The 13,915-nt window shown below is 36.0% G+C and carries 8 protein-coding genes; 5 read left to right on the top strand and 3 right to left on the bottom strand.

All coding sequences use genetic code 11. From position 1 onward, the window contains the following. The 4 genes from ACFIMS_RS02170 to ndk form a co-directional block, all read left to right on the top strand. The coding region (locus tag ACFIMS_RS02170; protein ID WP_375696337.1) for an autotransporter outer membrane beta-barrel domain-containing protein at positions 1–691 on the top strand (691 nt) is incomplete at its 5' end. A gap of 362 nt (positions 692–1,053) precedes the next feature. Beyond that, on the top strand, positions 1,054–3,618 hold the full coding sequence (gene bafA / locus ACFIMS_RS02165; RefSeq protein WP_375681184.1) for a BafA family autotransporter: 2,565 nt from the start codon (positions 1,054–1,056) through the stop codon (positions 3,616–3,618). Positions 3,619–4,448: 830 nt separating this feature from the next. Next, complete coding sequence (gene bafA, locus ACFIMS_RS02160) at positions 4,449–7,058, top strand: BafA family autotransporter (protein WP_375681185.1); 2,610 nt, start codon at positions 4,449–4,451, stop codon at positions 7,056–7,058. Between the two features lie 268 nt (positions 7,059–7,326). Then, complete coding sequence (gene ndk / locus ACFIMS_RS02155; RefSeq protein WP_375612918.1) at positions 7,327–7,749, top strand: nucleoside-diphosphate kinase; 423 nt, start codon at positions 7,327–7,329, stop codon at positions 7,747–7,749. A 329-nt stretch (positions 7,750–8,078) separates the two neighbouring features. Here the strand turns inward: ndk and pgsA are convergent, their stop codons facing one another. The 3 genes from pgsA to ACFIMS_RS02140 all read right to left on the bottom strand — a co-directional run bounded on the left by pgsA (position 8,079) and on the right by ACFIMS_RS02140 (position 11,975). Further along, positions 8,079–8,660: a CDP-diacylglycerol--glycerol-3-phosphate 3-phosphatidyltransferase gene (gene pgsA / locus ACFIMS_RS02150; protein ID WP_273723320.1), complete on the bottom strand. Its 582-nt coding sequence runs from the start codon at positions 8,658–8,660 to the stop codon at positions 8,079–8,081. 72 nt (positions 8,661–8,732) lie between these two features. Further along, positions 8,733–10,712, bottom strand: a complete 1,980-nt coding sequence (gene uvrC, locus ACFIMS_RS02145) for an excinuclease ABC subunit UvrC (RefSeq protein WP_375638105.1) — start codon at positions 10,710–10,712, stop codon at positions 8,733–8,735. Positions 10,713–11,111: 399 nt separating this feature from the next. After that, positions 11,112–11,975, bottom strand: coding sequence for a 23S rRNA (adenine(2030)-N(6))-methyltransferase RlmJ (locus tag ACFIMS_RS02140; protein ID WP_375612916.1), 864 nt, complete (start codon positions 11,973–11,975; stop codon positions 11,112–11,114). A 1,632-nt stretch (positions 11,976–13,607) separates the two neighbouring features. Here ACFIMS_RS02140 and tatA point away from each other — a divergent pair. After that, positions 13,608–13,910: a twin-arginine translocase TatA/TatE family subunit gene (gene tatA / locus ACFIMS_RS02135; RefSeq protein WP_375612915.1), complete on the top strand. Its 303-nt coding sequence runs from the start codon at positions 13,608–13,610 to the stop codon at positions 13,908–13,910. Positions 13,911–13,915 lie beyond the last annotated feature (5 nt).

Genomic DNA, 13,915 nt, shown 5'->3' with positions numbered 1-13,915 from the left:
AAGCGAGTGGGAAAATGGAGAATTTTATATAGGTGGTTTTGGCAGTTATGATCGTGCCCGTGTTGCGCATGCACGGGGGGGCATCAGTGGTATCAATACTTATGGTATTGGCGCTTATGTCACTTATTTGGATCATAGTGGATGGTATCTCGATGGTATTTTAAAATACAATCATTATCAAAATACTCTAAAGGCAGTTTCAACGAATGGTTTAGGGATTGAAGGAAGTTATAGGCAATGGGCGCTGGGCGCCTCCTTTGAAGCAGGTTATCGACTTAAGACGTCAAAGAACAGTTGGTTGCAGCCTTATGGACAATTTACATGGTTGCAAGTTGAGGGTAAAGAAATCAAGTTATCGAATGACATGACAGGTGACATGCGTCCATTCACTTCATTACGCAGTGAGGTTGGTTTATCTTTAGGATATGAATTTGGTTTTCACATGGATTCCTCATCGCTTGCGTATATTATAGCAGCATGGTTGCGTGAGAATAAAGATGACAATCAAACGTTAATTAATCAACGGCATTCATTTACCACGGACTTATCAGGGAATGCAGGTAAATTAGGAATAGGTTTAAGCAGTTTAGTGAGTGAGAAGTTAAAGTTATATGGTGAGGCCCATTATATTAAAGGGCGTAAAACAAAACAGTCCCTTCAGGGAATTATAGGTGTACGCTATAGTTTCTAAATATATGGTTATTTTTTAGTTATCTTTAAATATATGATTGTTTTTAAAGGTCTTTAATTAAAGGTTCAGAGAACAATTTTTCAGAGCACGCAGCTTCGTTGTTCATGATAAACTGTATACCCTTATATACTTGATTATGCATTACTTTTTATCTTTGATAAGAAAACTCCGAGAAAATGCTAAAGAAGCACTATAAGAGCGCTCTTATATTCTTGATCAAAAAAGTATTTAAAAACTATAAAGAGCGGTTTTTTATGAGATAAGGAGGATTTTTAAGAAGGATTGTTGCAATCTAAGGTTGAAAATATATTTTGTAGAGCTAATTACGTTTAGTGTCTATGCAGGCGTGAAGGGGGGAGGATATGGCTCTACAATATAAATGGAAACGACATTGTTGGATACTCATGTTGAGCAGCTGTTTTGTGCAAGCTGCTGCTGCAAATGAGGGGGGAACAGCACTTTTTTGTCAATCTTCAAGTTATGAAAATGATAAAGTATTTCAAGATCAATACAATGAGGATATGAAAACAGGCAGATGCATACTTGGAGCCTCTAATGATGTCATGGTAAGAACGCGCAATGAATTAGACTTTTTGAAAAAGCCTAGCGATTTTATCATGGATAAGGGTGCTAGAGTGTTTGCGAGTCAACAGGAGCTTGACAGCAGTCATCGTGACAATGCTGGATATAATGCACAAGAACAAAATACTGCGTTTCTTAAAAAGCCTGAACTTATTTCCATTAAAGATGGGGCAATATTAGAAAATTATATCCTTGATAATGAAGGTAAAGCATACATTTCAAATGATGGTGAGATTGATAGTCCAGGGCGATCCATTAATAACACTGTAAGGAATGGTGCAGAGCTTTATGTGTATGCAGGAGGACTCAGTGAGAATAGTAAAATTGAACATGGTGGAATTGAAAATGTTCAGGCTTTAAAAGGAAAACAAGGTTTTTCGAAAAATGCTGTTGTTAAAGAAGGCGGGCACCAAAGTGTTGGAAATGGAGGGAAAGTAGAGGGGACTAAAATTTATGGCGGTGAGCAGCTTATTTTCGGCGAGGGGGATATTGGAGGAGAGATTAAAGGCAGTAGTGCTTCTCATACTATCATTTATGGTCAAGATGAAACACTAGGCCAACAAAAAGTATATGATGGCGGAAAAGTTTGGAATACAAAAGTTATGCAAGGGGGTGTCCAAGAGGTTGGACAAAAGTCTCAAAGTGCAAAAAATGGTGGTTTTGCATTTGACACAGAAGTTTTTGGTGGTGGTAAACAGCGTATCTTAAAAGGCGGTCAGGCTATTGGAGTCACTTTAAATGAGAGTGCTATTCAGGAAATATATACTGATGGATCTGTAAAAAATCTAACAATGAATGATCAAACAAAATCATGGGTGCATGCTGGAGCAACATTAGAAGGCAAGACACAGGTAAACCATTCTGGGCAGATCCATCTTTATGCTGGGAATGATCAACAACGCACCACAGTAGAAGATATTATTTTAAATGGAAAAGATACAAAACTATACTCTATTACTGATGAGTTTGATGGAAAAAGTTCTTTGATACAAAAATTAAGTGGTGAAGGGAGTATTATTTTTTCGTTTACAGGTTCTGATCCATATTATTCTCAGCTTCATGTGAATAATCTTTCAGGAAATTTACATTTCGCGTTCAATACTACGATTGCCCATAACCGTGGTGATTATCTCTTGGTTGAGAAAGGCGCTGGGAAACATACAATAAGTGTTGCTGATTCTGGCGTTGAAATCACGGATCCTTTTTCAAATAAGCGTGATTTAATTACGGATCAAAGTGGTGGAGCGCATTTTACGCTGACAGATCTTAAGGGTGAAAAAATTAACGCCATTGATGGTGGAACTTATATGTATGATTTGAAAGAAAGAAAGGATGAAAATGGAAAAGTTTGGTTTTTATCGGCAGACCGCCTCAGTGGACCAGAACCTTCTATGCCAGATCCGACAAATCCTTTTTTTCCTGGAGAAACATCAACAACCCCCTCTACCGATGCAGTGTTAACGTTGTCCGTAGTTCCTGGGCTTATTTTTAATAATGAGTTGCAAATTATACGGAATGGTAGAAAAATTTGGGACAGAAATAAGAAAGATATCGAACTATGGACTTATGGGATTAAGAGCAGAGAACGTGTTGCGACAGGCCATACACACTTTAAACTTGGGCAGACAGGTTTAGTCTTTGGTGCTGATCAGTTGAGTGAATTAGGGCATGGAGAGTTGTATGTTGGTGGTTTTGGGAGTTATGATCAAGCACGTATTTCTCATGCACGAGGTGGTGACAGCAATTTGAGCTCTTATAGTATTGGAACTTACGCAACTTATTTTGATCATCGTGGATGGTATATGGATGGTGTTTTGAAATATAATTATTACCGAGATAATTTGAAAGCCATATCAACGAATGGTTTAGCCATTCAAAGTCATTACAATCAGTGGGCGATAGGTGGATCATTTGAGATTGGTTGTTATTTTGAACCGGCACAGAATACTTGGATGCAGCCTTATATCAAGCTAACAGGTTTGCAGGTTGAAGGTAAAAGAATAAAACTTTCCAATGGAATGATAGGTGATCTAAGCCCATTAACTTCATTCCGCAGTGAAGTTGGATTGACTGCAGGACATGAATTTTTTGTGAGTTCAGAAACTTCATTAACAGCTTACATTATGGCAGCTTGGTTGCGTGAGAATATAAATAATAATTATACGACAATTAATAACCAGTATAAATTTATTACAGATTTATCAGGCAGTGCGGGTAAATTGGGAATTGGTTTAAACGGTTCGGTCAATGATAAACTAACACTTTATGCGGAAGCACATTATCTAAAAGGACATAAGATTAAGAATGCTCTTCAAGGTATTTTAGGATTACGCTATAGTTTCTAAATATGTGTGCATGGCTGATTAACTTTACAAATGTAATTGTTTTGCAAACTTAAACAGATAACGTTCGGCTATGTCTTCTCGAGAGTGTAGGGACTTTCTCAAATAGTAGGAATGTCTTTATACTCTCTCTTTTAAAGGCAACATACTGAATTTATAATAATAATTCATTTCTATGCGTGTTGAATAAGAGTCGCGAAAATCATAGGATTCTCTCATTCCAAATCTGTTTATGTTGAATCAATCAAAATTATTCGCTTGGCACATCGCAAGCGGGATGAAGGTGTGTATAAAAACTATACAAAAAAGAAGTAAAAATGTCTCTGATGAATCGTCTCTAGTGTCAAGGGCTGTCACAACATTGGGATGGCAAAGTGTATGATGATATCGGCCCGCTTCTTCATAAGCGTAAAGATAGGGGGGCAATGGCTTTACCGGTATATCATTCATGGATGACGTTGCGAAATGGGCTTGAGTGCATTGAGAGATGTCTCTTTAAAACAAGTGAGTGAATGTACAACCCAATGGCGTTTTGTTTTACGTGAAGAGGGGGCCCCATTAAAGGGCACGAGCATTTTTTTCATCTATAATTCCAGATATGCAAATTATTCCTTTAACTTAAGTGAACATTTTGAATTTTATTCAATTTTTCTGCCTTAAGTTAGAGTTTTTTAGTGGTTTATAGATAAACAACTTTAAGTTGTTTAAATTAAAAAAATACACTAAAAAATTGTATTTAGACATAAATAAAACACATTATGATACAATCTAAAATGAGCTATCTATGTAGTCGCGGGGTATTTTTCTAAATAATTGAGAGTGGAGTGTGGATAATGCGGTATAAATACAAATTAAGTTTTTCAGTATTGATGATCAGTAGTTGTCTTTTGCAATCTGCAAGTGTAGTTGAGAGTAGGAATAGAGTGCTAACAAGAGCAACAGATGTGGGAAATAGAGAAGAGGAAGAAAAAAATTTAGAACTGATTGCTAGTTTTTTCAAAAATAATATTACGATTGAATATGGTGATGTAGAGCTTGTTGAGAATGGAAAAACTTCCGTGGGGTCCACTATTAAAAAAGGAGGGATGCAAATAGTTACACGAGCAGGAATTGCAATGAGCGCCAAAATTTTGGGAGGTCAGCAGTTTATTCATGAAGAGCCAAATATTGATCTTACACTCGTGGTTAGACGAAGTAGTGCATATAATTCCACAGTTACTGGTGGAGATGGAGCAATAGGGCAGCAGAATGTGTATGATGGGGCAGAGACTTGGTATACGAAAGTGGGAGATAACGGAGAACAAAATCTTTATGCAGGACAAAGAAAAGAGGGGGGAAAATCAATGTATGCTGAGGTCTCTGGGAATGGGAGACAGCATGTCTTAGCGTTAGGAGAATCGGTGAAAACTACTTTGAAGGATCGAGCTACTCAAGTTGTATATCCTATAGGATTTGTAGATACTTTAACAATTACGGATTTTGCCAAATCGTGGCTACATGTTGGTGTAAAAGAAGTCGTTGGGGAAGTAAGGGTTAATCATCATGGAGAACTTTATTTGTTTGCAGGTGATTCAACAAACCATATCACCAAGAAAAGCATTCCTATAGAAAGAAAAACTGATGAAATAATAAAACCTGATGAAATAATATTTGAGATTGGTGAACGGGATACCCAGCATAAACCTCAGATTAAAATTAAAGATTTAGGTGGTAATGGAGGGACTGTTACTTTTACTTCTATTCCGTATGATCCACGACATATTTCGCTTCATGTTGAGAAACTTTCAGGGGATTTACATTTTCGTTTTAATATAAATGCTATGGGAGATTATAATAGCGATTATTTGTTGATCGATAATGGTGCCGGTAACCACAAAGTAAGTGTTACAGATTCTGGTCGGGAAATTACAGATTCTCTCCTACAAAGGAATGGTTTAGTTAGCGGAGTCAATTTAATTACCGATAAAAGCCAAGAGGGAGGTGCTAATTTTACTCTGGCAGACCTTTCGGGGACGGACATTACAGCTGTTGATGGTGGAACCTATCAGTATCGCTTGCTGAAGAGAGAAAGATGTGCTGATTCTAGTGGTCATTCTACAATTTGGTATTTATCTAGAGCTTCTGAAGATATGGGACGTTCGGATACTGAGGTACAGTGTGTGAATAAGAAAGCGAAGACTCCTCTTCCATTATCTGCAAGGAGTGGTACACAGTCTGATCAAGCCGCCTCTTCTGGAGAGAAAAACACCAGTCTTCGTTCACCTACTAAAAAAGAGATGCCCAAGCAACGTCCTCCACGTCATTTAAGAGGGGCACAGAATGTCTCTAGTGTTTCTGTATCTCCCTCTCAAGAAAATCAGACTCTTGTAGCGTTACCTCCATCAGGTCTTCATCCTTTTTCTGATGAAAAACAACAAACTGCTGTTTCAACCTCTTCTCAATCTTTAGCCGATCAAATGATTGTGCGTCCAGTTCATAAAGAACAACCTTTTCCACAATTGAGTGAGAAACTTTCAGTTTCTCACTTTTTGACCACTCCCTCTACAGATGCGGTATTGTCTATGTCTGTGGCTCCAGCGATGATTTTTCACAATGAAATGCAAACCGTACGTGCGGGAAGAGGAATTCTAGATAAAAGTAAAAAGAATACGGCTTTATGGACCTATGCGATTAAATCTAAAGAGAGTGTTGTTACAGAGCATATAGATTTTAAACTGGATCAGACCGGTATCGTTTTGGGGATCAATGGTTTAAGCGAGTGGGAAAATGGAGAATTTTATATAGGTGGTTTTGGCAGTTATGATCGTGCCCGTGTTGCGCATGCACGGGGGGGTAACAGTGGAATCAATACTTATGGTATTGGTGTTTATGTCACTTATTTTGATCATAGTGGATGGTATCTCGATGGTATTTTAAAATACAATCATTATCAAAATACTCTAAAAGCCGTTTCAACGAATGGTTTAGAGATTGAAGGAACATATACTCAAAGGGCATTGGGAACTTCCTTTGAAGCTGGTTATCGACTTAAGACGTCAAAGAACAGTTGGTTACAGCCTTATGGACAATTTACATGGTTACAAGTTGAGGGTAAAGAAATCAAGTTATCGAATGACATGACAGGTGACATGCGTCCATTCACTTCATTACGCAGTGAGGTTGGCTTATCTTTAGGATATGAATTTGGTTTTCACATGGATTCCTCATCGCTTGCGTATATTACAGCAGCATGGTTGCGTGAGAATAAAGATGACAATCAAACGTTAATTAATCAACGCCATCCATTTACCACTGACTTATCGGGGAATGCAGGTAAATTAGGAATAGGTTTAAGCAGTTTAGTGAGTGAGAAGTTAAAGTTATATGGTGAGGCCCATTATATTAAAGGGCGTAAAACAAAACAGTCCTTTCAGGGTATTTTAGGTGTACGCTATCGTTTCTAACGATATGGTTATTTTTTAATTGATCTCAATGATAATTTTGATAGGAAGCATTTAAGATTATGAAAGAAGATTCAATATTTATTGAGATTCTGTAGCGTATCTTTATGATGGGATGAGCAATTGCAGGTATTTTTATTAAAGTTTTCTTTATAATTTATTCTATGTTTTTGAGAATTTGTGTAGATTTTTGCAGAGTCACTTGGCAAAGGGTTCCTTGCTCGCTATAGAAATGGCTAGAGAATATTATAAATGAAATAAAGGTGGTTAAATGGCTTTAGAGCGTACTTTTTCGATGATTAAACCAGACGCAACCCGTCGTAATTTGACTGGCGCAATTACTAAAATGCTTGAGGATGCGGAGCTACGTGTTATTGCGTCTAAACGTGTCTGGATGAGCAAACGTGAGGCTGAAAAATTTTATGCTGTTCATAAAGAACGTCCTTTTTTTAGTGAATTGGTTGAATTCATGTCTTCTGGTCCAACCGTTGTACAAGTTTTGGAAGGTGAAAATGCAATAGCTAAAAACCGTGAAGTAATGGGGGCTACGAATCCTAGTGATGCAGAAGAAGGGACAATTCGTAAGGTTCATGCTTTATCGATTGGCGAAAATTCTGTCCATGGATCCGATAGTGCTGAAACGGCAAAAACAGAAATCGCCTTTTGGTTTCCTGAGGTAGAAATTGTTGGTTAATAAAGCGTTTATAATAATAAAGCGTATATAAGAAGCAAAAATCCGAAACACTATATTTCGGTTTTTTGCTTATGAGATTATAGATTTTTTTGAAAGCATATGGAGCATTAATCGTTTTTTTAGCTTTTAATATTGCAGCTGCTTTTACGAAAATATAAAGGCTATTTACTCTTTTTTGAATAGCTTTTATCTATACGTCCCCCTTATTTGTAATGTGCAAAAAAGCATTTTATTGATCTATCATTAATAAAAATAAATCAATCTTATGCTATTCTCATCTCTTATTTAAGTACAAAAAGATAAATCATCATTATAAAATTCCATACTATTCATAGGATAACGTGTTTTAAACCTGCACGAAAATAATCCCACCCTGTCCACAATGTAAGGAGGGCAGAAATCCACAGCATAGTAATGCCAAACTCTACTGTGTAAGGGAAAATTTTATTACCGGCTGGTCCAGCTAAAAGAAATACAATAGCGATCATCTGTACAAAAGTTTTCCATTTTGCAAGACGAGAGACAGGAACACTAACTTTTAACTCCGCCAAATATTCACGTAATCCTGATACAAGAATTTCTCTGCAAAGAATGATAATAGCTGCCCATAGAGTCCACCCAGCGATGGTACTGTCTGCGGCAAGCAAGAGCAAACAAGCAGAGACGAGAAGTTTATCGGCGATTGGATCTAACATGCGACCAATATTGGATGTTTGTTCCCAAATACGAGCAAGGTAACCGTCAAGAAAGTCAGTAATGGATGCAACGATAAAAATAGAAACAGCAATCCAGCGAGTGATATCACTTGATTGTAGTCGCCCTTCTAAAAAAAAGCATGCAACAACCATTGGGACTGCAACAATTCGTGCATAAGTTAAAATATTTGGAAAAGAAAAAGTATGATTTTTCATGGAGCCATTTTTAATTCTTGTGAAAGAGAATATATTTCCTAAACGTAACAAGGCGAAGGTTATGAAACAAGCCTATTTTTCATGAAAATGGTTATAAATTTTTTGTGCAATTGTCATAGAGATTCCCGTAACTTTTTTTAAATCTTCAAATGAGGCACTAGCAACAGCTTTGGCACTTCCAAAATGATGAAGCAATGCACGCTTTCTTGTCGGACCGATATTTTCGATTTCATCAAGTGGGTTTTTGAATGTTGCTTTTTTTCGTTTTATCCTATGAGTTCCAATCGCAAAACGGTGTGCTTCATCACGCAGACGTTGCAAAAAATAGAGGATAGGATCACGTGGAGGAAGTGTAAAGGGGGGAATACCTTTTATAAAAAATCGTTCACGTCCCGCATGACGGTCAACACCTTTGGCGATTCCAACAACTGTGAAGAGATCATTTAATTGTAATTCAGCAAGTATTGCATGTACGCTGTTGATTTGTCCTTCACCACCATCGATTAAGATAAGGTCAGGCCAAATGGGAAAAAGATCATCATCTTTTATGTTATGACTTCTATTTGGCAGATCATGCTCTTTGATAAGGCGTGAAAATCTTCGTTTAATCACTTCTTTCATCATGCCAAAATCATCGCCAGGCGTGATATCTGTTGAGCGAATGTTGAATTTTCGATATTGATTTTTAATAAATCCCATTTGACCAGCAACAATCATAGCCCCTACAGCATTTGTTCCCATGATATGAGAATTGTCATAGACTTCTATCCGGTGTGGAGGAAAAGGTAGTTGGAATGTTTTAGCAAGACCTTGAAGCAATTTTGTATGGGTGGCTGTTTCAGAAAGCTTATGTTCAAGTGCTTCATGAGCATTGAGATAGGCACGATTAACAAGAGTTTTCCGTTCACCTTGTTTAGGTAAAGAGAGGGATACTTTGTGGTTTGCTTTGAGACTAAATGCTTCTGTAAGAAGTGCCTTTTCTTCAATTTCTTCAGATAAAAGGATGCTTTTGGGAAGTGGTTTATCATCGTAAAATTGGGCAAGAAAACTCGCTAAAATTTCAGTGCGGGAAAAAGAGGGATCTGCTTTAGGAAAATAGGCACGGTTTCCCCAATTTTGCCCCATGCGAAAAAAGAACACTTGAATACAGGTCATTCCTTCTTTTTGCGCAATTGCAAATACATCCGCTTCTTTTATCGTTTGAGGATTAATACCTTGATGGCTTTGTATGTGAGAAAGGGCTGATAAGCGGTCACGATAGGAAGCTGCTTGTTCAAAATCAAGATTTTCTGCGGCTTTATGCATAGCTTGAACCATATCGCTTTTAATAGATTGATCTTTTCCCGAAAGGAACGCTTTTGCTCCTTTCACCAGTTCTTTATAATCACTGTCACTAATTTCATGAGTACAAGGTGCAGAACATCGCTTAATTTGATAAAGCAAACAGGGGCGTGTACGGTTTTCAAAAACTGAATCAGTACAGGTTCGTAATAAAAAGGCGCGTTGTAAAACATGAACTGTTTGTGTCACTGCACCAGCAGAAGCAAAAGGACCAAAATAGTGAGCTTTTCGTGTTCGAGCACCACGATGTTTGTAAAGTGCAGGCACTCGATGATCATCTGTAATCATAATATAAGGGAAACTTTTATCATCACGCAGGAGTACATTAAAATGTGGATGCAATCTTTTGATGAGATTGGCTTCTAAAAGGAGTGCTTCTGTTTCTGTATGGGTGACGATAAATTCCATATGATATGTTGCACGAATCATGCGGGTAATACGATTATTGTGTCCTTGTTCACGTGTATAGTTTGAAACACGTTTTTTGAGATTACGGGCTTTGCCAACATAAAGAATATCACCATTTTCACCAATCATCCGGTAAACCCCTGGCTTATGCGGAAGGTGTCTAACAAACTCTTGTATGAATTTGATACCTTGGAACTGATTTTTCTCATTGCTTTGATTGGCATTATGCCATGTAACATTAGAGAGAAAAGAAAGTTTTTCCCGTTCATTTTGCGGACAATTTGTATTATTTTTCAGGACCATTCCGTTTGTTACGAATATGTTGTTTGTTTAATATATGAAATATTCTTTTTTATTAAATAATGATTATTTATGTCTTTATAATTTTTTTCTATAAATAATATCTTATAACATAAGAGTATGATTTTAGAGAGCCGATCTTTCATAAAAAATATGAGAGTTGTTATTCTAAGACAGCTTTATGAATTTGCCCAATTTATCCATTAAAATGATTGAAATAAGAAATCCATGATGATTAAGAGGATAGACTTTCTAAAAGGAAAAAAATTAATTCACGCTGATCGTTATTAGCTTACCATTATAATATGTTGGTATTATCCAAAGAATCAAAGAACTTTATCATTTAATGCCTTTGTATTTTACAACATGATATTTGATTTAGAAAAAATATCAGAGAAAGATCTAACATAACAGATGTTCTTTTTGAAGCCACTTATGCGTTATTTGGGCATTTTCATCTTGTCCCAGACGGTTGATAAGAAAGGGGCTGAGTTTTTTCATTTCTTCTTCCAAAAGGTAGGGAGGGTTAATAATAATCATACCACTTCCATTCATTGTCGGTGGACTTGAACTTTTTCGGATACGCATTTCAAGCTGTAGAATCTTAGGAATTCCGGTTTGATAAAGCGCGTGAAGAAAACTTTCAATTTCTTTGTCATATTTAACAGGATACCATAAAGCGTAGATTCCTCCAGAAAAGCGACGATAGGCTTTCGTTAATCCATCAATAAGGCGGGAAAACTCTCCAGTTTTTTCAAAGGGAGGGTCAACAAGGATAAAACCACGTTTTTCTTTTGGTGGTACATGAGCATTTAAGGAAAGCCAACCATCTAAATGCAGAACTTTTGTTTGATAATCTCCTGCAAAGTTTTTTGCTAAAATATGATAATCTTCATTGTGCAATTCTATTGCGGTGAGGCGATCTTGTTTCCGTAATAATTGACGAATAAGAACAGGAGATCCAGGATAAAATACAATTTCTTTTTCCCCTTTATTGAGGGCATCAATGATATCACACCATGGACAAAGGAGTGTTCTTAAATCTTCTGGGATAGGAGTTGAAAAAAGTCGTTGGACACCTTCGCGACACTCTCCTGTTTTATGTGCTTCTAAAGAAGAAAGGTCATAAATACCGATTCCAGCATGCGTATCTATAACGCGAAAAGCTTTTTCTTTGCGTTTGAGATATTCTACAATGCGAGTGACAATAATGTGTTTAAAAACATCAGCAAAATTGCCAGCATGATAAATATGCCGATAATTCATGGAGTAAACTCTATCATATGTATAACTGTACCGGATTATTAGCATAGAATAATAGAATTGATATCCATAAAAATACTCTTGTAGAAATCAAACAATACCCTCACTCCCACATTATACACTACAGAAAAAATATTAATGTCATCAGAGCATTTATTCACAGAGCTATTTTTATATAATGAGATTAATCGTTAAAATTTTAATTTTTTTATATGAAAGATAGACAAGAAGAGATCAAACATTTCAATAGAGATATTTATGTTGTAAGAGAATTTTTTTATGACCGCGGACTCTTTCAGGAAAACTATAAAAAAACTCAATTAACGAGAATATTAGTGAAGTTTGTTGAAAAATTGAAGGGTATCTTTCAAATTCATTTTGTTTAAAGATTAAAGAATTTCAAATGCTTGATAAAAACATTGTTACATTTATAAGTTTTTTAGCAAGCGTAAAATTATGGATAGAGCAATAAAGTGCTGGTGTTATAGTGATAGATTTTTGTAAAAGTGTGAATGAATTTCATTGTTTTAAGCGGAGCCGAAGCTTTACATTATACACGCTAAATAGCTAGGTTATTGTGTATGATGCTAAAATAAAACTTTTGAAAATTGATATGTGCTCTGCAAGCTATCTCAATCAAAATGAGGAATTTTAAACTAAAGTAAATAGGTTTATCTATCTCTAACACTGTATTATCGAGCGGCTTTATGAGGTAATCTTATAAAAAAGGCTAGGATAAGAAATTCTTTTTATATGGATTATGCTTCTATACCATGCTTTTGATTGAATGTAATTTTCTATTCATGCCCATTCTGTTTTCAATACTGAGATAGGTTAAACACATGATATTATGAGAACGCATGCCCAGAATCCGGAGACTTGTAATAGTTAGAGCATACAGTGGCTTAGAGAGCTGGTTATATGGAGGTATTTTACTGAATAAAGGCACAAGCTGGTACCTTTTTTATTTTTTAGCAGTATTGCCATACCTCTTGGCACTTGAGTTGGTTCATAAAGTGCATTTTTACTCTTTCCGCTAATAGTTTTATTTACACGACAGATATTTAATTGAATACGATGATGGCTCATATTTCGTATTGTATATGGAATAATGGATGATAAAATTCCCACCCCAACGCAAAGAGTAAATGTTGTGCGTAAGATGATCGTTTTTGAAGAGACTGATGATGTGTTAAGAAAGTTTTTTAGAGATTTTTCTTTCTGATTTTTTTAATTGAATACGTAAAATGTTTTACAGCATGTTATGATTTTTATCAGTAAAGGATAATTTGGCGGAAATGTTTGTAATGATACGTACAACATTGTTTAAAAGGAAAGACATTGGCTATAGTATTTACAGGAAGATGAGTAACCTAAGAGATCAGATGAAGTTATTTTAGAAAAGTTTTTAAGTGTTTTGAACTTTGTATGAAGTGGTTTATCATTTTTGAATGGTTTGTGTTATAATACGCTAAAAAAGGATGAGAGGATAAAAAGTTCTTTTTGCAATAAAAGCGTGTAATTGCTTTTAAGTTAAGAAGAAAATATATAAGTAAGATATTATATTTGATACCTCCTTCAGAGGAAGCATGAATAAATGAAATCAAATTTAAAAGCATAAAGTTAGAGAGAATAATGGGTAATATTTTTTCACCAACGCATTTAATTATAATTTTATTGATTATCTTTGTGCTTTTCGGTCGCGGTAAAATTTCTGAATTAATGGGCGATGTTGCTAAAGGAATTAAAGCCTTCAAAAAAAATATGAAAGAAGAAGATGATAGCATTGAGGATAAAGTTGAAATGGCTCCTACTTCCCAAATGATTGATGTAGAATCTCAACAATCTCAGCCGTTATCGGTAAAACATGCAACAGCGCGCAGAAAGGTTTCTTCTGCTTCTAAAAAAAGCAAAACATCTGTTGCTAAAAAACAGTAACAAAA

This window comes from Bartonella sp. AP331QHHD (genome assembly GCF_042195905.1).
GTDB lineage: Bacteria > Pseudomonadota > Alphaproteobacteria > Rhizobiales > Rhizobiaceae > Bartonella.
Note: the sequence above shows the minus strand (reverse complement) of the source record. Positions and strands in the feature narration are given on the sequence as shown.

Bases quoted from the DNA above. Each gene is read 5' to 3' on its own strand.
- bafA (WP_375681184.1), top strand. From the start codon at position 1,054: ATGGCTCTACAATATAAATGGAAACGACATTGTTGGATACTCATGTTG.
- bafA (WP_375681185.1), top strand. From the start codon at position 4,449: ATGCGGTATAAATACAAATTAAGTTTTTCAGTATTGATGATCAGTAGT.
- ndk (WP_375612918.1), top strand. From the start codon at position 7,327: ATGGCTTTAGAGCGTACTTTTTCGATGATTAAACCAGACGCAACCCGT.
- pgsA (WP_273723320.1), bottom strand. From the start codon at position 8,660: ATGAAAAATCATACTTTTTCTTTTCCAAATATTTTAACTTATGCACGA.
- uvrC (WP_375638105.1), bottom strand. From the start codon at position 10,712: ATGGTCCTGAAAAATAATACAAATTGTCCGCAAAATGAACGGGAAAAA.
- ACFIMS_RS02140 (WP_375612916.1), bottom strand. From the start codon at position 11,975: ATGAATTATCGGCATATTTATCATGCTGGCAATTTTGCTGATGTTTTT.
- tatA (WP_375612915.1), top strand. From the start codon at position 13,608: ATGGGTAATATTTTTTCACCAACGCATTTAATTATAATTTTATTGATT.